This is a genomic window from Rhodanobacter glycinis, from assembly GCF_006438785.1.
Taxonomy (GTDB): Bacteria; Pseudomonadota; Gammaproteobacteria; order Xanthomonadales; family Rhodanobacteraceae; genus Rhodanobacter; species Rhodanobacter glycinis_A.
Window position 1 is genome coordinate 1,291,066 of sequence record NZ_RCZB01000001.1, and the last position, 23,771, is coordinate 1,314,836.

The window sequence follows — 23,771 nt, forward strand, 5'->3', positions numbered from 1 at the left end:
CAACCCCGCCCGACCAAGCTGGGCCAAGCCAGCACGGGTAAGGTCATGCGCATCGGCATCGTCAGCGAAACCTATCCACCGGAAATCAACGGCGTCGCACTGACCGTGCACAGCCTCGCCGCCGGCCTGGCCAGTCGCGGCCACAGCGTGGACCTGATCCGGCCACGACAGGCACAACCCCACCTCGACGAACCCGGCATCGACGTGCTGCATGTGCGCGGTAGCGCCCTGCCCCGTTATCCCGGCTTGCGCTTCGGCCTGCCTGCGGCTCGCACGCTGCGCCGGCATTGGTCACAACAGCGACCCGACGCCATCTACGTTGCCACCGAGGGCCCGTTGGGCTGGTCCGCCGTACGTGTCGCCCGGCAACTGGGCATCCCGCTCGTCAGCGGGTTCCATACGCGCTTCGACCGTTATGCCGATCACTATGGCATCGGCCTGCTCACGCCGCTGGTGCGCGGCTATCTGCGCCGGTTCCACCAGCGCGGGGCGGCAACCCTCGTGCCAACCGACGCACTCGCACGGGAGCTGCATGACATGGGCATATCCAATGCGCGCCTGTTGCGTCGCGCGGTTGATACGCAGCTGTTCCATCCATGCCGTCGCGATGACGAACTGCGGGCCGCCTGGGGCGTCGACGCCGCCACGCCGGTGGTGCTTTACGTGGGGCGCCTGGCGCCGGAAAAGAATCTCGAACTCGCGGTACGGGCGTACCGTGTCATCCAGCAACGCGTTCCCCAGGCACGCCATGTGTGGGTGGGTGACGGCCCCGCACGCGCGGCGCTGGAAGCTGCGCATCCGGATTTCATCTTCGCCGGCGTGCAGCGTGGCATGGCGCTGGCGCGACACTACGCCAGCGCCGACCTGTTCCTGTTCCCCAGCCTCAGCGAGACCTTTGGCAACGTGATCATCGAAGCCATGGCCGCCGGCCTGCCGGTAGTGGCGTATGCCGAAGGCGCCGCACGCGAACATCTCGTGGACGGCGTCAACGGCTACTGCGTCGAATCAGGCAACGCGGCGGCATTCATCGACGCGGCGGCCCGGCTGGCCAGCAACCCGGGCCTGATCCGGCACATGGGCCGTGCAGCCCATGTCCAGATGGCGGGACTTTCGCCGGAGGCGGTCATCCGCGATTTCGAAACCCTGCTGCGCGAGATGGCCCAGGAGAACCAACATGAGCATGCGAGTACCGTCGCCCACGCCTGAGCTCTCGCCCGGGCCACGGTTCGCCCTTGACGGGCGTGTCTGCGTGATGGCCAATCGCTGGGGAACCCGCCGACTGGTCGGCCTGTTCTTCGGTGCCATCAGCCGACTTGGCGATGGCGTGTTCTGGTACGCGCTGATGGTGGTCATGGCGTTGCTCGGCGGCCATCGCGGACTGCTCGCCGCCGCACACATGGCCGCCACCGGACTCACCGCGCTGCTGCTCTATCGATTGCTCAAGCGCTGGACGCGGCGCCCGCGCCCCTACCGCGTCTGCCCGGGTGTGATCGCACACGTGCCGCCACTGGATGAATTCAGCTTTCCCTCGGGCCACACCCTGCAGGCGGTGAGTTTCAGCATCGTGGCGCTGGTGTGGTATCCGCCGCTTGCGCCGCTGTTGCTGGGCTTCACCGCGCTGGTAGCAGCCTCGCGGGTGATCCTCGGGCTGCACTATCCCAGCGATGTACTGGCGGCCATCGCCATCGGCAGCGGCCTTGGTACGGCATCGTTGTGGCTGATGCCACCGCTGATCTGAGTTTGCCGAACCGGGCCAGCATTGGGCAGCACGTGCGCACGCCGTCACAAGCGCCTTTGCGGTCAGGCAGATAGCCTACTTCTCCACAGGCTTTACAGGCCGTGCTCCACAGACGCTGTGGAGAACTTTGCATCAGCACGTCGCCGCTGGGCAAAACATCGACAGCGCGTAGCAAGTGGTTGTCGACAAAGGGCCGTGCTGGTGTTGTCCACAGGCTTGTACAGAAGGCGCGCACAAACGCTGTGGAAAACTGCCAGGCCAACTGCAATCAGGCACGCCGGCACTGACAGGTTCGTCGTGCGCAATCCATGATCAGCCCGTAGCAAGTGCCTGATGGGCAAGCCGCAAACAGAGCTTGTCCACAGGCTTTACCGGGATGCGTCCACAGTGGCTGTGGAAAACTTCACGGTGAAAACAACGATGCCGCCTGACGGCGGCATCGTTTCGCAGCAATACCCGACATGCATCAGGCCGCGCGCGGCGCCTTCATCAGAACGCCGAACAGATCGGCCAGTTTGTCGCGCATCTCGCGACGATCGACGATCAGGTCGATCGCACCGTGGTCGACCAGGAATTCCGAACGCTGGAAACCTTCAGGCAAGGTCTCGCGTACCGTCTGCTCGATCACGCGGGGGCCGGCAAAACCGATCAGCGCCTTCGGCTCGCCGATATTGATATCGCCCAGCATCGCCAGACTGGCGGACACGCCACCGGTGGTCGGGTTGGTCAACACGCTGATATACGGCACGCCGGCATCACGCAAACGCGCCAGCGCAGCCGAAGTCTTGGCCATCTGCATCAGCGAGAACAGCGCCTCCTGCATGCGTGCACCGCCGGTGGCGGAGAAGCACACCAGTGCACTGTGATCGGCCAGCGCGCGCTCGGCGGCGCGGGCGAATTTCTCGCCGACCACCGAGCCCATCGAGCCACCCATGTAGGCAAACTCGAACGCCACCGCCATCAGCGGGCGCCCCTTGAGCTTGCCGCTCATCGCGACCATCGCGTCCTTCTCGCCGAGCTTTTTCTGGGTCGCGGTGATGCGATCGCGGTACTTCTTGGTGTCACGGAATTTCAGCGGATCGGTGGGCTCCAGGCTGGCCCACAATTCCTGACCGGAGCCTTCATCGAGCAATGCGTCCAGTCGCATGCGCGCACTGATGTAGTGATGATGCCCGCACTTCGGGCAGACCATCAGATTGCGCTCGAGCTCCGGCCGGTACAGCACGGTGCCGCAACCACCGCATTTCTCCCACACGCCTTCGGGCACCGAACCCTTGCCGCCGTTCGTACTCTGCGGGCGGGTGCGCGGGTTCATGATTTTCTGCAGCCAATTCATCGCATCACCCTGCCATTCGTGCGCGCCGCCATGGGCAGCGTTGTTGTTCAGTGCGCGTCGAGCGCTGCGCGGATCGGCGCGAGAAAAGTACGCGTCCGCGCGGTTATTTCTTCGGCGTCCATCGCCCCGGCCAGCCGTTCGACCAGCGCGCTGCCAATCACTACCGCATCGGCGAAACCGGCAATCGCCTTGGCACTCGTCGCATCGCGGATGCCGAAGCCCACCGCCACCGGCGCGCTCGCACGAGCACGGATATCCGCCACACGCACAGCGATATCGCCGGTACTCAAGTGTGCCGCACCAGTGATGCCGGCAAACGAGACATAGTACAGGAAACCCTCTGCGGAACCGCACAGCTGCGCCATACGCGCGGGTGCGGTGGTCGGTGCGGCGAGCAGGATCTGCTGCAATCCGGCGTCGCGCAGCGGCTTCAAGACGGCCGCTTCTTCCAGTGGGCAATCGACCAGCAACACGCCATCGACCCCGGCCTGCACGGCTTCCAGCGCGAAGCGCGCATAGCCGTGGATCTCGACCGGATTCAGGTAACCCATCAGCACGATCGGTGTGTCCGTATCACGCTGGCGGAACGCGGCGACCCAGCCCAGTACTTCGTTGAGGCCAACACCTTTTGCGATCGCCCGCTCGCTGGCGTGCTGGATCACCGGACCATCGGCCATCGGATCGGAAAACGGCACGCCCAGTTCGATCAGGTCGGCGCCGGCATCGACCAGTGCATGCATCAACGCCACCATGTGTTGCGGTGACGGATCGCCGGCGGTGACGAACGGAATCAGGCCGGTGCGATGGGTCGCTTTCAATGCGGCGAAACGACGATCGATGCGGCTCATACCTGCACTCCTTCGCGTGCAGCGATGGTGTGCACGTCCTTGTCGCCGCGGCCGGACAGGTTGCACAACACTATGCCGTCCTTCGGCATCTCGCGCGCCAGCTTGATCGCCTGGGCTACTGCGTGGCTCGATTCGAGCGCGGCGAGAATGCCCTCTTGCCGGGCCAGCAAATGGAATGCCTCCATCGCCTCGTCATCGGTGATACCCACGTACTCGGCGCGGCCGACATCCTTCAGGAACGCATGTTCGGGGCCCACCCCCGGATAATCGAGCCCGGCCGAGATTGAATGTGTCTCGGTGATCTGACCGTTGTCGTCGCACAACACGTAGGTGCGATTGCCGTGCAGCACGCCGGGCCGGCCGGCGGCCAGCGACGCCGCGTGATGCCCGGTGGCCAGACCCAAGCCTGCCGCCTCGGCGCCGACGATGCGCACATCCGCATCGTTGAGGAAGGCATGAAACAGGCCGATCGCGTTGGAGCCGCCACCGACGCAGGCGGTCAGCACATCGGGCAGGCGGCCGTATTCCTCCAGCATCTGCGCGCGCGCTTCGCGGCCGACGATGGCGTTGAAATCGCGAACCATCAGCGGGTACGGATGCGGGCCGGCGACCGTGCCGATGATGTAGAAGGTGTCGGCGACGTTGGTCACCCAGTCGCGCATCGCCTCGTTCAGCGCATCCTTCAACGTCTTCGAGCCCGACGTGACCGGCACGACTTCCGCGCCGAGCAGCTTCATGCGGTAGACATTGATCTTCTGTCGCTCGATGTCGACCGCGCCCATGTAGACCACGCATTTCAGGCCCAGCCGCGCGGCCACCGTGGCGCTGGCCACGCCGTGCTGACCGGCACCGGTCTCGGCGATGATGCGCGGCTTGCCCATGCGTTTGGCGACCAGGGCCTGGCCCACGGTGTTGTTGATCTTGTGCGCGCCGGTGTGGTTCAGGTCCTCGCGCTTGAACAGGATGCGCGCGCCGCCGACGTGCCGCGACAGGCGCTCGGCGTGATAGATCGGGCTGGGCCGGCCGACGTAATGCTTCAGGTCGCGGTCGAGTTCGGCGATGAACCCCGGGTCATCACGCAGGCGCAGATACGCCTCGGTCAACTCGGCCAGCGGCGCCATCAGGGTTTCGGCGACGTAGCTGCCGCCGTAGTTGCCGAAGCGACCCTGCGCATCGGGGTAAGCGTTGAAATCCACGATCTTGCTCATGCTCTCATTCGATCCGGAAGGCAGGAACGGCGGAGGTGCGCTCCTGCGAAGACATATGCCGCACTGCGGCAAGCAGCCATCTTAGCGGCATCCCCGGTGTCGGGGAAATCAGGAACCGAGCCTGCGGGACCGCATGTGCAACGACGTCGGCCGGGCTGCACTCACAAGTAGCGGCGAATGGTTTCCCTCAGTTGCGTAACCATTTCGGGGGTGAGAGCACCGAGCATGCCGCGACGTTCGGCGGGAATGTGTGCGGCGGGATCTGCCTCGTCAAAAACGTAGTGGTCCAGCAACCCCTTCCATGCGGCGCGTTCTGCCGGCGGCAGCGACCTGAACGTGAGAATGCAATGAAGCAGGCATCCCAGCGCGGTTTCCGGCACATAGCCGTTGGCCGGTGTGTGCTTCCACCAGTAGTTCACCAGCGCGTTGATCCGCTGCAGCGACTCGACGTGATGCCACCACATCGGGGGGATATAGATCGCATCGCCCGGGCGCAGCTCGGCCACCTGCGCCTGGGCCAGCGCCAGCTTCAGCCGTGGAAACCGGGGATCGTCGGGGCGATCGAGCCGGGCGATGCTGATCGCCGCGCCGGTCGGTGCGAAATCCAGTGGTCCGACATACAGGTTTGGCGCCTGATCCGGCGCGAAAAGCGTGAAGCGTCGGCTGCCGCACATCACGCAGGCGACGTTGTGATATTCGTCGAAGTGGGCCGGTGTGGTGACCCTGTTCCCGATCCATATGCGCGGCTGGATGGCGCGGTCGAGAAAGGGGATGGTGTGGTTGTTCAGCAGCCCTGGCAGGCAGGCGGAAATCGGTGCGCTCTGCATCGCCAGCCCTGGCGAATTCTCCTGGCGACTGTACCGTGCCAGTCGCTGCAGGCCCTGGGTGATCGAGACGCGGTGATGCTCGTAGTTGAAACCGTCGAAGTTCGCGTTGTAGCCGATGATGCCGTCTTCGCCTGGTGGCATCAGCAACGCATCGACCTCGGTGCCGTTGTCGAGCGCGGCCAGCCCCTGGGCAAACGTCGTATCCGACTGGGCGGCGAGTTTCACCAGCGGCCAGTCCCGGCACAGGCCGCGGATCACCAGCGGCCGATCGAACCCGATGATGTCGCCGAGTTCGATCGGCCGGCCCGTATCGGCATGCTCCTCGATCGCGGCTGGCGTATCGGTCATGCCGCGTCCGTCGTCCGCACCGCACGAATGAAGGCTGCCAGCTTGTCCGGATCCTTGATGCCGGGCGCCGACTCGACCCCGCTGGCCACATCCACCGCCCATGGGTGCACTGCGTGCAGCGCGTCAGCGACGTTGTCCGGATTCAGACCGCCGGCCAGGATCACCGGTTGCGCCAGACCCGCCGGCAGCAACGACCAGACGAAGGCCTTGCCGCTGCCACCGGCTTCGCCGAAACCATGGCCATCGAGCAACAGGCCGGTGGCATGCGGGTAATCGCGCAGCCGTGGCAATGCGGCGGCACCCTCGCCCATCGCGATGGCTTTCAGGAATGGACGGCCGAACTGCGCGCACCACTCGTCCTGTTCGCCGCCGTGAAACTGCAACAGGCTCGGCCGCACTTCCTCGATGACCTGCCGCACCAGGCTCGCCTCGTCATCCATGAACAACGCGACGGTGCTGACAAACGGCGGCAGCACCGCGACGATCTCCCGCGCCCGTGCAAGCGTCACCTGCCGCTTGCTGCGCGCAGTGAACACCAGCCCGATCGCATCCGCACCGAGGCGCGCGGCGAGTAGCGCATCCTCCACGCGAGTCATGCCACAACACTTGATGCGGGTCATTGGCCTGCTCCTGTCAGACACACTTCCTGCGGCAAGCCCCAGTGCGTCTCGTAGCGCGGTCCAACGAAGGTCAGGCCCGAGGCTGCTGCCGTGGGCCCGGCCACCTGGCGATCGCAGCCGGCCAGCAATTCGGCCATCCATTCGATAGGTTGTTCGTGACGACCGATCATCAACAGGGAGCCAACAATGTTGCGCACCATGTGATGCAGGAACGCATTCGCCTCGATGTCGACGAATACCTGCTCGCCCTCGCGCCGCACGCTCACCGCCAACATCGTGCGGCGCGGATGCGCGGCCTGGCACGACAACGCGCGGAACGCGCTGAAGTCATGCTCGCCGAGCAGCGCCTGCGCGGCAGCGTGCATGCGTTCGGCATCCAGCGGCAGGCGTTCCCAGGTGACGTAGCGTGCCTCCAGTGCCGCGCGCACCGGCCGGTTGAGGATGTGATAACGATAGCGCCGGCTGCGCGCCGCGTAGCGCGCATGGAAACTATCCAGTACCGGCTGCGCCCACAGCACTGCCACGCTGGCAGGCAGGTTGGAACAGGCGCCGAGCATCCAGCCCCGCATGTCCCGCCTGGCCTCGGTGTCGAAATGCACAACCTGGCATCGACCATGCACACCGGCATCGGTACGCCCGGCACAGCTGACCTCGACCGGATGTGCGGCCACCCGCGACAACGCCTGCTCCAGCTTCGCCTGCACACTGGGGCCCTGCGTCAGCCGCTGCCAGCCGAAGAAATCGGTGCCGTCGTATTCGATGCCCAGGGCGATACGCATGAAGTGGTACAAAAGCTCGATGTAAGGATGCTGCAGATTAGCAGCCCGCAACGAAATCGGGCCGGCAAGGCCGGCCCGACGATTCCTTGCAGGCTGAGTTCCGCCGCGATCAGTGCAGGTTCTCAAGCAAACGCTTGGCGGTGTCCCGCTGCATCTGGCTGCCTTCCTTCATCACTTCACCCAGCATGGCGCGCGCGCCATCGGCGTCGCCCATATCCAGATAGGCGCGGGCGAGGTCGAGCTTGGTGTCGATCGGATCGTCGTTGAACTCATCCGGATCCTGACCCTGCCCGGCTGTCTGGTGCGCGCTGTCCGAATCGTCGAAATGCCAGCTCGAAGCCGCTTCGGCAGCGGGTGCCGCACGGGTATCCGGTGCGGGAGTATTCGCTGCCAGCGGCGCCACCACGGTGGCATCGTCCCCTGCTGCCGGCGGATGCGGCGGTTCGGCGCCAACCGGTTTGGTCAGGTCGAAGTTGAAGTTGTATTCGCTGACCTTCTTCGGCGCACCGGACGGCAATGGCGGCATCGTCGAAACGACGGTGGGCGCATCGCTTTCGTCCGCGTAGTCATCGATATCAAACTCGCGTCGGGCCTCGGTTTCGTCATGCACCGGCAATTCGGGATGGTGGTCGAACAGCGGGTGCGCGGGCACCAGATCCTCACCCATGTGCATCACGTCCTGCCACTCGTCCTGCTGCGGATCGGTGATGTGGGCATGCATGGCTTCGGCAGCCGCCTCGAAATGCTCGATATCGCGCCGTGAGTAATACAGCGTGACCAGTTCCAGATGCAGGCCGATGTCGTCCGGATGTTCGGCCAACTGGTCCAGCAGTTCTTCCTGGTCGACGTCCTCGCCGTCGACCAGGTCGCGGTCGACCGATGCCGAACCGAAACGATCGGCCAGCGACGATGCACCCTTCGATGACGCCGTTGCAGGCTTGCGACGACGACCGAGCAGCGCCAACAGCACCAGCAGCACGATCGCACCGGCAGCCGCGGCCCAGGTCCATGTCTGCATGTACCAGGGCTGCTCGACCACAGACACGGGAGTGGGTTTGCTGACGGGCTTGGCGGCTGGTTTGGCGGGCTCCGGGGTGACGGCGGCGGTGCTCGGCGCGGAGGTGTTGCTGGCCACGGCAGCCGTGGATGCAACAGCGGGAGTCGTCGTCATGGTGCTGGAACTGGTCACGGCAGGCACCGTGTTCGCGCTGGCCGAGGTGCTGGCCGCGGCGGTTTCCATACGAGCTTCCGACAGCGGCGTCTTCTGCACACTGGTTGCCGGCGATGGCGTTGGCGCGGTTTCCGGCGCGGCGGCCGGAAGGCCACCGGACTTGCGCGCGGCGGCCAGTTTGGCCTGAAGGTCGGCGATCTCGCTGTCCTTCAGCGACAACAGGTGTTCATTCTTGCTGTTGATGTCCGCCAGATCCTTCAGGCGGGTTTTCAGCTCGGTGCTTTGCTGCTGCAGGCTGGCCAGGCTTTCCTGGCTGCGCAGAAGATCCTGACGAATGCCGGCGGAAGCCTTGTCGCCCTTGCCGGCAGCTTGGCTGCCCGGGGCGCCGGCGTTGTTACCATCTTTCGCCTGCACCAGGGCAAGGCGATCGCCCGCGTCACTGGCCGTGTTGCTGGGCGCACTGGAGGCAGACGCACGCGTCGCCGTATCGGCCACGACCGCGGGCTTGCCCGGGGTCCCGGCGCGCCAGTCGCTGTTCTGGCGGCGCACTTCGGCCATCGCAGCGGCGATCGTCATGGCCTGCGCCTCGGCGGAGGTTGGTACGCGCAAGACCGCGCCGCTCTTCAGCGCATTGATGTTGTCGCGGTAGAACGCATCCGGGTTGGCCTGCTTCAACGCCAGCATCATCTGCTGGATATCGACACCTGCCGGTGCGCTGCTGCGTGCGATCGACGACAGCGTCTGGCCACGCTCGACCGGACCATACTGGCCGTTGCTGACCGTTGCAGCGGTTTTGGGGGCCGGCGCGGCGCGTGCCTGCGTCGCCCGTGGTTGTGCGGACCGAGCTGGCGTTGGCGCCCGCGTCGGTGCGGCGGCGGCCGGAGCGGCGGTCGGTGCGCTGGACGGGTCAAGCAGGATGGCGAATTCGCGCACGCTCCTGCCCGCGTTGCTGTTCACTTCGAGCAGCAGATCGAGATAGGGATCGTCCACTGCCTGACTGCTGGTGATGCGAATGACCTTGCCGCCAGCGATGTTCGCCACACTGAAATGCAGCGGAATCGTGGTGCGACCGCCGACGATGCCGGCACGGGCAAACTCCTCGCTGGAGGCGAGCTGGACGGTGAGATTCTGCAACTCCGCCGGATTGGCCGGGTGGAGTGGGATTTCCGCCAGCAGCGGCTGTCCCAGCGCCGACTTGACCTGGATCTGGCCAAGGTCCAATGCGATGGCCTGACTGCTGCCCAGTGCCAGTGTCATCAGCATCGACAACTTCAACGAACGATTCATGCGTGTTCCCCCGAACGATCTTGGCGCAACTCTTGTGGTGTCGCCGCCGTGGCGGCTACAGCGGCAAACGAGGTGCCACTTTAGTTATATGCAGGCCAATCAACAATAGCTGCGGCGAATACTTGCAGTGCATTGCTGCGGTGTGTTCTCACCGCAACGACAGGTTCAATGCTGGCCAGCAGACGACCCGGCCTGCAGCTCATGCAGCTGTTTCTGCAGTTCGGCGATGGCCTGATCCTGCTGCTGCAGACGCTTGCTGGCCTGCTTGCTGTCCGATTCCTGCCTGGCCAGATCCCGTTCCAGTCGTTTCACTTCGGCCTGGCTTCGGACCACGCGCTGATGAACCAAGGGCAGCGACGATGCTGCCGGTCCGGCCTGGTCAGGGCTGGCCCAGGCGGCTGAGATCATCACAAAACCAATCACACCAATGAGTTGCAGACAACGCATCTTCAGAGATAGTCCTCGATCAACAGTTCGGCGATCTGCACGGCATTCAATGCCGCGCCCTTGCGGATATTGTCCGACACGATCCACAGATCGAGCCCGCGTTCGTGCGAGATATCCTCACGGATGCGCCCGACAAACACCGCATCGTTGCCCGCAGCCTCGCCCACCGGGGTCGGATAGCCACCGGGCTTGCGCTCGTCCACCAGCACCACACCCGGCGCCTGGCGCAGCAGCTCGCGGGCCTGTTCGGCGGTGATCTTGTCGCTGGTTTCGATGTGTACGGCCTCGGAGTGGCCATAAAACACCGGTACGCGCACCGCGGTCGGGTTGACCTGGATCGACTCGTCCTCAAGGATCTTGCGGGTCTCCCACACCAGCTTCATCTCTTCTTTCGTGTAGCCGTTCGGTTGGAAATCGTCGATCTGCGGAATCACATTGAACGCGATCTGCGCGGGAAATTTCTTGCCCGGTTCCACGCTTTGGAAGTTCAGCAGCGCCGCGGTCTGCCGGCCCAGCTCTTCCATGCCGCTACGGCCGGCGCCGGATACCGACTGATAGGTGGCCACATTGATCCGCTCGATCTGTACCGCACGATGGATCGGTGCCAGCGCCACCAGCATCTGCATCGTCGAGCAGTTCGGGTTCGCGATGATGCCGCGATTGGTGTACTGGGCGATGGCGTGCGGGTTGACTTCGCTGATCACCAGCGGGATGTCGTCCTGGTAGCGGAACTCCGAGGTGTTGTCGATCACCACCGCGCCGGCCGCCGCCGCCCGCGGCGCGTGCTCGCGGCTGACTGAACCACCGGCCGAGAAGAACGCGATGTCGACACCCGCGAAATCGTAGGTGTCCAGCAACTGCACGGTGATGTCCTGTCCGCCAAACGTGACCTTGCCTCCGGCCGAACGCTCGCTCGCCAGCGGCACCAGCTCGCTGACCGGAAAATCGCGCTGGGCGAGGATCGCCAGCAAGGTCTCGCCAACCGCGCCGGTGGCGCCGACCATGGCAACTTTGTAACTGCTCTTCTGACTCATGGATGGGGCTCTTTGCTCTAAGGACGGATTGCTGACTCAGTCACTGAGCCAGCACGTTCGGATTGAGAATGCTCGGTGGCCGCCCAGCATGTGGGCCATGTCCGAACAACGCCAGTACATTGTCGACCGCCAGGGCGGTCATCGCGCGGCGCGTTTCGTGACTGGCGCTGGCGATATGCGGGCTGAGCACGACGTTGTCCAGTGCGAGCAAGGCCGGATGCACCGCAGGCTCGCCCTCGAACACATCCAGCGCAGCACCGGCCAGCCGCCGCTCGCGCAACGCCACAGCCAGCGCCTTGTCGTCCACGATGCCGCCGCGAGCCACGTTCACCAGCATCGCGGTCGGCTTCATCTGCGCCAGCTCGGGCGCACCGATCGCATGCCGGGTCTGAGGCGTCAGCGGCAGTATCAGCACCAGAAAATCGGATTCGCGCAGCAATTGCTGCTTGTCGACGAAGCGCGCGTTGCAGGCCCGTTCGGTCGCCTCGGGCAGCGGCGAGCGGTTGTGGTACAGCACCGGCATGCCGAAGCCGACCGCGCGGTGCGCGATGGCCTGGCCGATCCGGCCCATGCCGAGGATGCCCAGGGTACGGCCGCGCACATCGGTGCCCAGCCACGCCTTGAACTCGGTGGCCTTCCAGTGCCCGGCACGCAGCCAGCGCTCGGCCGCATTCATGCGCCGCGCCGCGCCGAGCAGCAGTGCCCAGGCATAGTCGGCCACGCTTTCGTTGAGCACGTCGGCGGTGTTGGAAGCGGTGATGCCGGCGGCGCTGAGCGCGTCCAGATCGAGGTTGTCGTAGCCGACGCCGAGGTTGGCGACGATGCGCAGCCGATGCGCACCGGCGATTTCCGCCGCGCCGATGCGGTCCTTCAGGCCCACGATCGCGGCATCCTGCGTCGCCAGCCTGGCCGCCAGCTCGGAGGGACTGAACTTGCGTTCCTCCGGCTCGACCGCCACTTCGAAATGCGGTTCGAGCCGGGCGATGATGCCCGGAAAGGTGGGTCGCGAGACCCATACGCGCGGCTTGTCGCTCATTGGCACGGCTCCGGCTGCAGTGTTCGACCCATCACGGGATGCGCGGTGTCACGTGACCCACATCGCCGCATTGCGCACGGTGACGCAGCGCGTGATCGACCAGCACCAGCGCCATCATCGCCTCGGCGATCGGGGTGGCGCGGATGCCGACGCAGGGATCGTGGCGGCCCTTGGTCACCACCTCGGTCGGCTCGCCGGCGAGGTTCACGCTGTGGCCGGGAATCAGGATGCTCGACGTGGGCTTGAGCACGATCGAGGCAGCCACCGGCTGGCCGCTGCTGATGCCGCCGAGAATGCCGCCGGCGTGGTTGGAGGCGAAACCCTCCATGCTCATCTCGTCGCGATGCTGGCTGCCGCGCTGGCTGACCGCCGCGAACCCGTCGCCGATCTCCACGCCCTTGACCGCATTGATCGACATCAGCGCACTGGCCAGGTCGCCATCGAGCTTGCCGTAGATCGGCTCGCCCCAGCCCGGCGGCACGCCATCGGCCACCACGTTGACGCGTGCGCCCACCGAATCGCCGGATTTGCGCAATGCATTGATATAGCTTTCCAGTGCCGGCACCTGGGCCGTGTCGGGCCAGAAGAACGGGTTGTGTTCCACCGCGTCCCAGTCGAACGCATCCGGCGTAACCTCGCCGATCTGCGCCAGGTAACCGCGCACCCGCACGCCGTAACGCTCGGCCAGCCACTTCTTGGCGATCACCGCGGCAGCCACGCGCATGGTGGTCTCGCGCGCCGACGAACGTCCGCCGCCGCGCGGGTCGCGGATGCCATATTTCTGCCAATAGGTGTAGTCGGCATGACCGGGACGGAAGGTCTGCACGATCTCGCCGTAATCCTTGCTGCGCTGATCCGTATTGCGGATCAGCAGCGCGATCGGCGTGCCGGTGGTCCTGCCCTCGTACACGCCGGAGAGAATCTCGACCTCGTCGGCTTCATGCCGTTGCGAGGTGTAGCGGCTCCTGCCGGTGGCGCGCCGGTCGAGGTCGCCGCGAAACTCCTCCGCGCTGATCGACAGCCCCGGCGGACACCCGTCGATCACGCAGCCGATCGCAGGCCCATGGCTCTCGCCGAAGGTGGTGACGGTGAAGAGTTTGCCGAAGGAGTTGCTGGACACGAGGTTTGGACGTCCATAGGGAAACCGCCACAGCTTAACCGCGATGGCGCTCCGCTGCCTGTTGCGCCAGCCATTCGCGGCCCAGCATGGCGAAAATCACGTCATCGACCCATTCGCCCTGCAACCACAGGCTTTCGCGGTGATGGGCCTCCTGGCGCATGCCGAGCCCGCGCAGCATGGCCATGCTGGCGAGATTGCGCGGATCGACCGAGGCATGGGTGCGATGCCTCCCGAGCCGACCGAACACCAGGTCGAACACCGCACGCACAGCTTCGCTGGCGTAGCCGTTGCCCTGATGCGCCGGCGCAATGCTGATCCCGAATTCGATCGAGCCGCCGACCCCTCCAGGCAGGTGTATGCCGAGATCGCCGATCAGCGATTCGTCCTCGTGCAGGCGGATCGCGCGCTGGAACCAGTTGTCCGGCGTATCCAGCGTAGCGCCGGCCTGGCGTTCGATGAAGCCCGCAGCCTCGGCCACGCTGGTTGGACGCCAGCCCTGGAAGCGGGACACGTCCGGATCGGCGCGATAGCCGAACAATGCCGCGGCATCTGCCGGATGCAATGCGTCCAGTCGCAGGCGCGGTGTATTCATTTCCATGCAACGAATTTCGTCAGCCGGCGCGACGCGCAGCGGCCACTGCATGGATGGACGCGGCGTGTTCGATCAGGTCGCGTCGTTCCAGTGCAAACACACCCATCTGTCCCACTTTGAACTCGATCCATATGAACGGGACCTCCGGCAGCAGCGCGGCCAGCGCATGTTCGCTCTCACCGACCTCGACGATCAGCAGGCCATCGTCGGTGAGCTGGTCCGCGGCCTCATCCAGCATGCGCAGGCACAGGTCCAGGCCATCGGCGCCGGAGGTGAGGCCCAGCTTCGGTTCGTGAGCGTACTCGCCCGGCAAAGCCGCGTATTCGTCGTCAGTGACGTACGGCGGGTTGGAGACGATCAGGTCATATCGCTGCCCGCGCACCCCGGCGAACAGGTCCGACTGGATCGCATTGACGCGTTTCTCGACGTGCTGGAACACGATGTTCTCGCGCGCCAGTGACAATGCCTCGTCGCTGATGTCGACGATGTCGACCTGCCACTCCGGGTTGTACTCGGCCATCGCGATGCCGATGCAGCCCGAACCGGTGCACAGGTCCAGCACACGCTCGATATGGCGTTCGTCCAGCCACGGCGCGAAGCCCGACTCGATCAGTTCGGCGATCGGCGAACGCGGCACCAGGGCGCGGCGGTCGCTCTTGAACTTCAGCCCGGCGAACCAGGTTTCACCGACCAGGTAGGCCACTGGCAGACGTTCATTGACGCGGCGCTCGATCAGCGCCAACACGTTTTCGCGCTCGGCTGCGGTGAGCCGGCCGGCGCCGTATGCCGGCGGGATGTCCGGCGGCAGGTGCAGGCTGGCGAGGATCAGGTGTGTGGCCTCGTCGATCGGGTTGTCGTGGCTGTGCCCGAAGGTGAGCCCGGCGGCCGAGAAGCGGCTGGCGCCATAACGGATGAAGTCGATGATGGTGGCAAGCTCGGCGGTCACGGCGATCCAGGGTGCAACGGAATGGCCGGCGATTATAAGGCCTGCAGCGGTCGGCACCCCTTATACTGGGCCGATGACTTTCAACGTATTCCTGCAGTACATCCTGCCGCACCGCTTCCTGTCGCGCATCGTCTACCGGGCCACCCGCTGGACGTTCGCGCCGTGGAAGAACTGGCTGATCGGCACCATCGTGCGCAATTACAACGTGAACATGGCCGAGGCTGTGCAGCCGGATCCTTTGGCCTACCAGCACTTCAATGCGTTCTTTACGCGCAAGCTGCGCGCCGACGCACGCCGCGCCGATACAGATCCGGTCGCGCTGCTGAGCCCCGCCGATGGGCGCATCAGCCAGTCCGGCGCGATCATCGATGGCCGCATCTTCCAGGCCAAGGGACAGGAGTACACCGCGGTCGAACTGCTCGGTGGCGACCAGGCTGCCGCCGAGCCATATCGCGACGGCCGCTTCGTCACCGTCTACCTGTCGCCGCGCGACTACCACCGCGTGCACATGCCGCTGAAAGGCACGCTGAAGGAAACCGTGCATGTGCCCGGGCGCATCTTCAGCGTGGCGCCGTTCGCGGTGGCAGCGATCCCCCGTCTGTTCGCGCGCAACGAGCGGCTGGTCTGTCACTTCGAGGGCGAACACGGCCCGTTCGTGGTGGTGATGGTCGGCGCGATCCTGGTCTCGTCGGTGGCCACGGTATGGGACGGGCTGGTGATTCCGCCGTATGCCTCGTCGATCCGGCGCAAGTCGTTCGCCGGGCAGGACATCACACTGGAGCGCTTCGCCGAGATGGCACGCTTCAACATGGGTTCCACCGTGATCGTGCTATTGCCCGCGGGCATGGTCGAGCTGGATGCCCTGCAGCCGCAGCAAGCGGTGCACGTCGGCCAGCGGCTCGGGCACGGCTGAGAAATCACGGCTTTCATATCCCACGCACCCGGAAAACTGACGTTGCGCGTCCTTTTGTGACGCTTTAGGCGCTATTCCGGGAATCGCTTCGCTACGCTTGCACCTTCGCCGCGCATCTTGCGTGCCGCCGACTTCAAGCGTCGAGGGGACTCATGCAACTACTCACTCCATTCTTCGTGATGATGCGGGCGCGCCAGCTTGGCCGCCAGTTCCGTGATATCGAGCGCAGTGTCCGCGCGTTGCCCAAACGCAATTGCGAGCGTCTGAGTTCGCTTACCCTGCGCGAGATCGGCCAGGCTTCGCGCAGCGACTTCCCACACCTGTACGGCACCGCCCCCGAAGCACGGTATCTGCCTTGGGGCCAAGGCACCGATGCCGGCTATGAGCGCGCCCGCTCGAACAACTCCGAGGTGGCGCTGCGTGGCATCGCGTTATGGCTGGCGGTGGCTTACCACGAAACCAAGAACTCTCCGCACGCCAGCCTGCAGCCGCAGCATCGGCAGGTGATGCAGCTGTTGCGCGAGCTGAAGGAAGTTCACAGCAGTGGCCATGCCGTCGACAGCTGGATGCAGGAAAGCGCGGTTGCCTGACGCCAGGCAACCGCCTGACTGACTCAGCGGCACACCGGCAATTTCAGCGCCTGGCCGATGCCAATGCGATGGTGCTTCAGCCCGTTCAACTCGGCCACTTCCTGCACGCTCGAGCAATGCAGCTTGCGCACGATGCTGACCAGGGTATCGCCGCGACGAACCTTGTAACGGCTGGTTTCGGGCGCCGCCGGCGCGCTGACCACCGGCGCCGGCACCACCGGCACCACGGCGCGATGCAGGTCGCCGGCGAGAATCGGCCACGGGCCATCGACACAGCGCGATGCGTAGGCCTGCTCCAGCGGTTTGGGCAATTGCAACGCGGTGCCCACCGGCTGGATCACCTGGGGATCGAGCCTGGGATTGAGGTTGCGCAAGGTACGGAACCAGCCATCGTTCATGCCGCCAGCCGAGCCCAGGCACACGGTCAGCTCGGACAATGACGCCGGGCGCTTCAGGGTGACCTTGCCGGGCGCACCGTCAATCCGCGGAAACCGCAGGTTGTAACTCTGCGGATGCAGGAACAGCCAGGCTGCGGCGAGCACGGACGGCACGTAGTCGCGGGTTTCCGGCGACAGCTGGTTGTAGATGCGCGGATCGTAGAAGCTCACCGAGGTGTTATCGCCGACCGCGCGGCGCATGCGGCCTTCGCCGCCGTTGTACGCGCCAATGGTGAGCTCGAGATTGTTGTTGAATATTCTCAACTGCTCGTTGATGTATTCGGCATTCGCTCGCGCCGATGCCGCCGGGTCGAAGCGCATGTCGAAACCGTCGTCGCTGGTCAGGCCAAAACGCATGCCGGTGGCATACATGAACTGCAGTGGCCCGGCTGCGCCCGAACGCGAAACGGCATGCACCTTGCCGCCGGACTCCTTCGCCATGATGCCGAACAGCAGCGCCTCGGGCAGGTCCGCTTTTTCATACTGGGGCCACATCTGGTAGCGCATGTACTGATAGTTGACGTAGGCGTCCATCAGCTGGGGGCGCCACTGGGTCAGCCACATTTCCAGCGCCGCCTTGACCGGGCCGTTCATCGCAATCAGTTCCGACAGTTTCTGCCCATGCAGCAGGGTCACGCTGCGCTGCGCTTGCGGCAGGGTGGCCGCGCCAGCCTTGCCGCTCGCCAATGACCTCTGCGCCGGATCCACATCGCTGTTGAGATCCAGGTCGCCACTGAAATCACCGTCCTTCAATCGCAACAGCCGATCGAATACCGAGAAGAATCGCTGGGTATCGCAGCCCGCGGTGTTGCCACATTGCGCCGCAGCGGCCTTCAGCTGGTCAAGCGACCGGGTCAGCGTCAATTGCGAAGCGTCCAGGTTGCCTTCGCGCGACTGTTGCAAGGCGGTCTCATAGCCCTTGCCGGCCTGATCGAGCTGGCTGTAGAGCGCGTTGACCGGAGCCGAGGGTTTGCTGTTGCCGGCACTGGCGCAGGCGCCGAGCAGACCGAGCGCCACGCCAAACGGCACCATGCGCATGGAACGAACCACGGAACACAACGACATCGGAAACTTCACCCGCGGAAAACGCCCACCATAGCGGGCGCGGCGTTTCGACTCAATGCGGCCACGTCACCGCGCGACGGCATCACCGGGTTGGCTACAATCGCTCGACCACCAACGGACTGAACGCCATGACTGACATCCTGATCGGCCGCAACGACAATGCCAGCGTCAGCCTCGACCCGCATTACGGCAATCGCCACGGCATGATCGCCGGCGCCACCGGCACCGGCAAATCGGTCTCGCTGATGGTGTTGGCCGAAGGGTTCTCGCGACTTGGCGTGCCGTGCTTCCTGGCTGACGCCAAGGGCGACCTTGCTGGCCTCTCGATGGCCGCCGGCGAACCGGGCGACAAGCTCAAGGCGCGGCTGGACAAACTCAAGCTGACGGACTGGAAGGCGCAGGCCAACCCGGTGGTGTTCTGGGACATCTACGGCAAGCTCGGCCATCCGGTGCGCGCCACCATCAGCGAGATGGGCCCGACCCTGCTCGGCCGCGTGCTGGAACTGAACGACACCCAGGAGGGCGTGCTGGAGGTGGTGTTCAAGGCCGCCGACGACCAGGGCTGGCTGCTGCTGGACCTGGCCGACCTGCGCGCGCTGCTCACCTATGCCGCCGACAACGCCAAGGACATCTCGGCCCATTACGGCCTGATCAGCACCACCAGCATCGCGGCGATCCAGCGCGCGATCCTGAAACTCGAAGGCGACGGCGCCGACCAGTTCTTCGGCGAGCCGGCGCTGGAACTGGCCGACCTGATGCGCCAGGACATGAGCGGGCGCGGCATCATCAACGTGCTGGCCGCCGACCAGCTGATCATGAAGCCGCGGCTGTACTCCACCTTCCTGCTGTGGCTGCTATCCGAACTGTTCGAGCAGTTGCCGGAAGTGGGCGACCTCGACCAGCCGAAGATGGTGTTCTTCTTCGACGAGGCGCACCTGCTGTTCGACGACGCCTCGCCGGCGCTGCAACAACGGGTCGAACAGGTCGTGCGGCTGATCCGCTCCAAGGGCGTCGGCGTGTACTTCTGCTCGCAGAATCCGGACGACGTGCCGGGCGTGATCCTGGGTCAGCTCGGCAATCGCATCCAGCACGCACTGCGCGCCTTCACTCCACGCGACCAGAAGGCCGTGAAGGCCGCGGCGGAAACTTTCGTCGCCAACCCGAAACTCGATGTCACCGAGGCAATCACCAAGCTCGCCGTCGGTGAGGCGCTGGCTTCCACGCTCGCCAATGGCGGTGTGCCGACGCCGGTGGAGCAGGTGCTGGTCAGCACGCCGTGCTGCCGCATCGGCGCGATCACCGACGCCGAACGCGCCACCATCCGCCAGCGCTCGCCGGTTGGCACGAAATACGACACCACCATCAATCGCGAATCCGCTGCCGAGATGCTGGCCAAGCGTGCCAGCGACAAGGCCGCCGATGCCGACACCGTGGCCGCCGGCGCATCCGGCAAGGCGGCCGATGGCGAACCCGCGGCAGGTTCGGCATGGGGCGGCGCCGTGCACGATGCGCTGTTCGGTACCAAACGCCGGCAGGGCATGATCGAAACCATGGGCAAGCAGATGGTGCGCACCGCCGGCAGCCAGCTTGGCCGGCAGATCCTGCGCGGTGTGCTGGGCGGCATCTTCGGCGGCAAGCGCTGAGCGCGCGACGGCATGCCGCGCGTTGAAACAGTCGCTGCCGACACGCCGTTCGAGGAACGCCTGAGAACAGGCTTCAGCTATCCCCTTCGCGGTGCAGCGCTACCCACCTGCGTGGTCATGGCATTGCTGCACTACGTCGGTTTGTTGCCGTCGTACGTCGGCGCGCTGGCCAGCGCGCTCGTATGGGCCGCCACCTGGCGTTACGCCGCCGACTGCATGCTGCACACCGCCAACGGCTATGCCGATCCGCCCGATGTCGGCAGCGAGGGCAACGATTCCAGTGGCTGGGGACTCACTGCAATTCACCTGTTGGTTGTCGCTTTCTGCGTGATCGCCATCGTGTTCTTTCCGCGCCTGCTGTGGCCGGTGCTGATCGTGTCCGCACTGGCATTGCCGGCGATCGACATGTCGCTGGCGTTCGACGGCAACCTGGCGCTGGCGCTCAACCCGTTCAACTGGGGCCGCGTCATCGGCAGCTTCGGTGCGGCTTACCTGATACCCGTGGCGATCAACCTGCTGCTCGGTGTGCTGATCGCGCTCGCCTCGATCGGCACCGCGCTGCTGCCACGGCTGCTGGCGTTGCCGCTGTTTGCCTTCGCCTATACCTATCTGATCGTGCTCGCGTTCCACCTGATGGGCGTGATGATCCACCAGCGTCACGAACGTTTCGGACTGGAGCCTGAGGCACCGAAACTGGCCAAGGCCGGTGGACAGGACGCCGACGAGGCCTTGCTGGCTGTAGTCGATGCACTCGCCCATACCGACCCGGCCGCCGCCACCGCGCTGCTGGTCGCACGAATGCGGGATCGGGTCGCGCCAGCATCGTTGCACCTGGCCTATCGTCGCTTGCTGCAGCGACAGAACCTGCGTGATGGTCTGCTGATGCACGGCCAGATCTGGATCGCCGCGCTGATCGCACAGGGCGAATCGCGTCGGGCGCTGGGCCTGCTGCAGGAATGTTGTGGCATTGATGCCGGCTTCGTTCCGGACGACCCGCGTACCTGTGGCGAGCTGGCCGATCTGGCGGCGCGGCTGGGCATCAACCGGATCGCGCTGCATCTGTGCAATGGCTTTCTCGCGCACTGGCCGCGCGATCCACAGGCGCCGCATTACGGCCTGCTGGCCGCACGCCAGCTCGCCGAACACCCCGATCAACATGCCGAAGCGACAGCGCTGCTGGATCGGCTTGCCGACGCATGGCCCAATCATCCACTGCGCGCCGAGATCGATGCGCAACGACGACAGCTGGCCGGCCCCGCATGAGTCGCTGGCGCCCACCTTCACCCGGCTCGACCGCGATCATCACCCGCGAAGGTTTCGAGCGGCTCAAGGCCGAACTCGATCATCTATGGCACGTGCTGCGCCCGGAAGTGGTGAAAGCGCTCGCGGCCGCAGCGGCCGAAGGCGACCGTTCGGAGAACGCGGAATACATCTATCGCAAGAAACAGCTCGGCGAGATCGATCGCCGCGCCCGCTACCTCAGCAAGCGGATCCCTTCACTCAAGGTGGCCGAAGGTGCGCCAGGGGATCGCGGCATGGTGTTCTTCGGTGCCCGAATCAAACTGGAAAACGCCGACACCGGCGAGATCCTCCATTACCGCATCGTCGGCCCCGACGAGACCGATGCCAAGCTCGGCTGGATCAGCATCGACTCGCCGCTGGCCCGGGCCGCCTTGAAGAGGCGTGTCGACGATGAGTTCCTCGCCGAACTGCCGGGCGGCCCTGCAGAGTTTGCGGTGATTGCGGTGGACTACGACTAGCGCGCTGCGAGAACGAATACTTCCGCGCGGGAATCCACTCCCGCTGAAATCGTTTGGACGTCCGCACCTAATGCGACAACAGCGGCTGCAAAGCGCGCTGATAGTCCTTCTCGATCTGCACCAGCCTTGCCTGCTGCGCCTGCCGGCTGACCCATTGGCCGTGCTCGGCCTGTTGCCGCAACAGCGTGTACTGCATGTCGACGAACGGCTGCAGCACGTGGTTGTTCTCCGGCGCGAAGCCGCCAAGGTCGGGGATGCGCGCCAGGTTGGCGCGCTCGCGCACACCGGCTTCGCCGCTGCCCTTGCCATAGGCGAGCAGAAAGTCGGTCAACTGCCGGCGCAGCGATGCGGGCATGCCATCGCGCAGCACCAGCACGCCGGAAGGAATCAGCGACGAGCGCCAGAGCACCTTGAGCTGTGCCGCTTCCTGCGGAAAGTTGCGCCGGAACAAGTCCATGTCCGGGTTGTTGCTGCTGGCCACGTCCACTTCGCGATTGGCCACGGCCAGCAGATTGCTCTGATGATCGCCGATCCTCACGCTGGCAAAAAACGTGTCGGAGTTGAGGCCGTGCGGCGCGAACACATAGGCTTCCGGCGCGGTATAGCCAGTGACCGACAGGTGCTCGCTGCGCGCGTAACGCCAGTCTCCCGGCATGGCCAGCAGGTCGTCGAGACTGTGGATGGAACTGTCGGCACGTACCACCAGCATGGCGACATTGCCCTTGGCGCCGTCGCTGCGCACAAACTGGGCGAATACCTGCATGTGCTGATGCGTCACCGCCTCGACCGCCAGCTTGCCGGAGAGAAACGCGATATCCACCCGTTGCGCACCGATCGCGTCGGAAAGACCGGCATAGCTGCCCACCGATACTGTCGTCACTGGATGGCCCAGCCGCTTCTGCAGATCGTCCAGCAGCGGTCGCCATTGTTCCAGTGATTCGGCGGCACTGCCGATCGGCAGGATGCCGAAGCGGATCGGTGACGCGGATGCAGCGCTCTTGCCAGCTGCCGTCGCACTGTCAGTGCACAGCAACAGACCCAGCATCAGCACCCCCAGAGCGATGCACTGCAGGCAACCTTTGCCGAATCCGGGGCGAAACCACGATCTTGCGATATTCAATGCCCTTGCTCCCCTGATCCGCTCCCTGTTCTGTGTATATAGTCGCGAACGCCGATCGGGGCAAGCTGCGTCGGGAACGTTTCAGCAAGATGGCGAACAGGCTGGCGGATATTCGCGGCCGGCGCGGCGCGGCTGGTAACAGGCGGTGCTGCGATGGAATGCCTCATCCGCGTTGTCAGCATGCCAACCGGGAATCCCCGACAGCGGCAGCGGGCGCAATTCCAGTGGATCGTGCAGCAATCGGCCCGACAAAATCGCCTCGGCGCAATGGACGGACACTCTTCCGACATCGACGTCGACGTCGCCGGTCGACTCGAACACCAGCGCCTTGCCCACCAGCAACTTGTCCGGGCTCAACGCATGTTCCAGCAACGCATGCCCGAACAGCTCCAGCCGTATTGAACCGTCCAGCCACGCCTGCCGGTGGCGCCAGAACAAGTCGTACCAGTCGTGTGCATCCCACAGCGCCAGCAACGCCGGATCACGCACTTCGACGATGACACCACCTTCGTCGAAGTGGGTCATCGCGTATTGGGCACGCGAACGCTGCTTCGGCCCCATGCAGGCGATCTCGGCCATCTGACGCTGGTTCAACACCTGCTTCAACGTCGGATAGCGCAGCCACACCAGCGCATTGAGCAGGTCATGCCAGTTGCCTTCGCGGGTGGCGATCTCGCCATGCTCGGCGATGCGCTGTTCGTAGTGCAGGCCATCGGCCAGCAAGTCCGGCGTCTGTGCCACGAAACGATGTGCCGCGCCTGCAGGCAGGCGACGGTTGAGTAGCTCGATGGACGGCCATTCGGCGCCCTCGAGCAGCGCGGCATATTCATGCCATGCCGCCAGCGGCAACCGGCCGAACACCGCCGGATCGACTGCCTCGCGCGACGGCGCGTGGTAGCGCATGCG

At 65.1% G+C, this 23,771-nt stretch carries 23 protein-coding genes; 7 read left to right on the top strand and 16 right to left on the bottom strand.

Features of this window, described 5'->3' with window-relative positions:
• Window positions 1–45 precede the first annotated feature (45 nt).
• Together EAH75_RS06245 and EAH75_RS06250 are read left to right on the top strand one after the other, a co-directional pair.
• Complete coding sequence (locus EAH75_RS06245) at window positions 46–1,206, top strand: glycosyltransferase family 4 protein (RefSeq protein WP_140805062.1); 1,161 nt, start codon at window positions 46–48, stop codon at window positions 1,204–1,206.
• Entirely contained in the window at window positions 1,175–1,738 is a 564-nt protein-coding gene (locus EAH75_RS06250) for a phosphatase PAP2 family protein (protein ID WP_140804792.1), read from the top strand. The genes EAH75_RS06245 and EAH75_RS06250 overlap by 32 nt, the downstream gene beginning before the upstream one ends.
• Before the next feature lie 466 nt (window positions 1,739–2,204).
• Here EAH75_RS06250 and accD read toward each other — a convergent pair whose 3' ends face one another.
• From accD to prmB, 13 genes are all read right to left on the bottom strand, one after another.
• Window positions 2,205–3,074, bottom strand: a complete 870-nt coding sequence (gene accD, locus EAH75_RS06255; RefSeq protein WP_140650598.1) for an acetyl-CoA carboxylase, carboxyltransferase subunit beta — start codon at window positions 3,072–3,074, stop codon at window positions 2,205–2,207.
• A gap of 47 nt (window positions 3,075–3,121) precedes the next feature.
• Window positions 3,122–3,922 carry a tryptophan synthase subunit alpha gene (trpA, locus tag EAH75_RS06260; RefSeq protein ID WP_140650595.1) on the bottom strand — a complete coding sequence of 267 codons (801 nt, stop codon included), beginning with the start codon at window positions 3,920–3,922 and terminating at the stop codon, window positions 3,122–3,124.
• Entirely contained in the window at window positions 3,919–5,130 is a 1,212-nt protein-coding gene (gene trpB / locus EAH75_RS06265) for a tryptophan synthase subunit beta (RefSeq protein WP_140650591.1), read from the bottom strand. The genes trpA and trpB overlap by 4 nt, the downstream gene beginning before the upstream one ends.
• Window positions 5,131–5,291: 161 nt before the next feature.
• A complete protein-coding gene (locus EAH75_RS06270; RefSeq protein ID WP_140650588.1) occupies window positions 5,292–6,305 on the bottom strand; it encodes a cupin-like domain-containing protein in 1,014 nt (337 codons plus the stop codon).
• A complete protein-coding gene (locus EAH75_RS06275) occupies window positions 6,302–6,925 on the bottom strand; it encodes a phosphoribosylanthranilate isomerase (RefSeq protein WP_140650585.1) in 624 nt (207 codons plus the stop codon). Before EAH75_RS06275 ends, EAH75_RS06270 begins: the two co-directional genes overlap by 4 nt.
• Window positions 6,922–7,704 carry a tRNA pseudouridine(38-40) synthase TruA gene (gene truA / locus EAH75_RS06280; RefSeq protein ID WP_140650582.1) on the bottom strand — a complete coding sequence of 261 codons (783 nt, stop codon included), beginning with the start codon at window positions 7,702–7,704 and terminating at the stop codon, window positions 6,922–6,924. The genes EAH75_RS06275 and truA overlap by 4 nt, the downstream gene beginning before the upstream one ends.
• Window positions 7,705–7,813: 109 nt before the next feature.
• Window positions 7,814–10,162, bottom strand: coding sequence for a FimV/HubP family polar landmark protein (locus EAH75_RS06285; RefSeq protein ID WP_140650579.1), 2,349 nt, complete (start codon window positions 10,160–10,162; stop codon window positions 7,814–7,816).
• Window positions 10,163–10,327: 165 nt separating this feature from the next.
• Window positions 10,328–10,570, bottom strand: a complete 243-nt coding sequence (locus tag EAH75_RS06290) for a BREX-1 system adenine-specific DNA-methyltransferase PglX (protein ID WP_240046181.1) — start codon at window positions 10,568–10,570, stop codon at window positions 10,328–10,330.
• A 41-nt stretch (window positions 10,571–10,611) separates the two neighbouring features.
• Entirely contained in the window at window positions 10,612–11,643 is a 1,032-nt protein-coding gene (locus tag EAH75_RS06295; protein WP_140650572.1) for an aspartate-semialdehyde dehydrogenase, read from the bottom strand.
• 40 nt (window positions 11,644–11,683) lie between these two features.
• Window positions 11,684–12,679: a 2-hydroxyacid dehydrogenase gene (locus tag EAH75_RS06300; protein ID WP_140650567.1), complete on the bottom strand. Its 996-nt coding sequence runs from the start codon at window positions 12,677–12,679 to the stop codon at window positions 11,684–11,686.
• Between the two features lie 31 nt (window positions 12,680–12,710).
• Complete coding sequence (gene aroC / locus EAH75_RS06305) at window positions 12,711–13,799, bottom strand: chorismate synthase (RefSeq protein ID WP_140804794.1); 1,089 nt, start codon at window positions 13,797–13,799, stop codon at window positions 12,711–12,713.
• Window positions 13,800–13,833: 34 nt separating this feature from the next.
• Entirely contained in the window at window positions 13,834–14,397 is a 564-nt protein-coding gene (locus EAH75_RS06310; protein ID WP_140650559.1) for a GNAT family N-acetyltransferase, read from the bottom strand.
• A 13-nt stretch (window positions 14,398–14,410) separates the two neighbouring features.
• Entirely contained in the window at window positions 14,411–15,337 is a 927-nt protein-coding gene (gene prmB, locus EAH75_RS06315; protein ID WP_140650555.1) for a 50S ribosomal protein L3 N(5)-glutamine methyltransferase, read from the bottom strand.
• A gap of 73 nt (window positions 15,338–15,410) precedes the next feature.
• On the opposite strand from prmB, the gene asd reads away from it, so the two are divergent.
• Window positions 15,411–16,250, top strand: a complete 840-nt coding sequence (gene asd, locus EAH75_RS06320) for an archaetidylserine decarboxylase (protein WP_140650552.1) — start codon at window positions 15,411–15,413, stop codon at window positions 16,248–16,250.
• Between the two features lie 152 nt (window positions 16,251–16,402).
• Window positions 16,403–16,840 (top strand): hypothetical protein, encoded by a 438-nt coding sequence (locus EAH75_RS06325; protein ID WP_240046180.1) that lies wholly within the window; start codon window positions 16,403–16,405, stop codon window positions 16,838–16,840.
• Window positions 16,841–16,863: 23 nt separating this feature from the next.
• Here the strand turns inward: EAH75_RS06325 and EAH75_RS06330 are convergent, their stop codons facing one another.
• Complete coding sequence (locus EAH75_RS06330) at window positions 16,864–18,342, bottom strand: lytic transglycosylase domain-containing protein (RefSeq protein WP_140650549.1); 1,479 nt, start codon at window positions 18,340–18,342, stop codon at window positions 16,864–16,866.
• Window positions 18,343–18,470: 128 nt separating this feature from the next.
• On the opposite strand from EAH75_RS06330, the gene EAH75_RS06335 reads away from it, so the two are divergent.
• The 3 genes from EAH75_RS06335 to greB are packed head-to-tail and all read left to right on the top strand — an operon-like array spanning window position 18,471 to window position 21,745.
• Complete coding sequence (locus EAH75_RS06335) at window positions 18,471–19,985, top strand: helicase HerA-like domain-containing protein (RefSeq protein ID WP_140650546.1); 1,515 nt, start codon at window positions 18,471–18,473, stop codon at window positions 19,983–19,985.
• 12 nt (window positions 19,986–19,997) lie between these two features.
• Window positions 19,998–21,248, top strand: coding sequence for a hypothetical protein (locus EAH75_RS06340; RefSeq protein WP_140804796.1), 1,251 nt, complete (start codon window positions 19,998–20,000; stop codon window positions 21,246–21,248).
• Entirely contained in the window at window positions 21,245–21,745 is a 501-nt protein-coding gene (gene greB, locus EAH75_RS06345; RefSeq protein ID WP_140804798.1) for a transcription elongation factor GreB, read from the top strand. The genes EAH75_RS06340 and greB overlap by 4 nt, the downstream gene beginning before the upstream one ends.
• 67 nt (window positions 21,746–21,812) lie before the next feature.
• Here greB and phnD read toward each other — a convergent pair whose 3' ends face one another.
• Both phnD and EAH75_RS06355 read right to left on the bottom strand, forming a co-directional pair.
• Window positions 21,813–22,865, bottom strand: coding sequence for a phosphate/phosphite/phosphonate ABC transporter substrate-binding protein (gene phnD, locus EAH75_RS06350; RefSeq protein WP_240046179.1), 1,053 nt, complete (start codon window positions 22,863–22,865; stop codon window positions 21,813–21,815).
• An 81-nt stretch (window positions 22,866–22,946) separates the two neighbouring features.
• Window positions 22,947–23,768: a DUF3025 domain-containing protein gene (locus EAH75_RS06355; RefSeq protein ID WP_140650537.1), complete on the bottom strand. Its 822-nt coding sequence runs from the start codon at window positions 23,766–23,768 to the stop codon at window positions 22,947–22,949.
• Window positions 23,769–23,771: the final 3 nt, after the last annotated feature.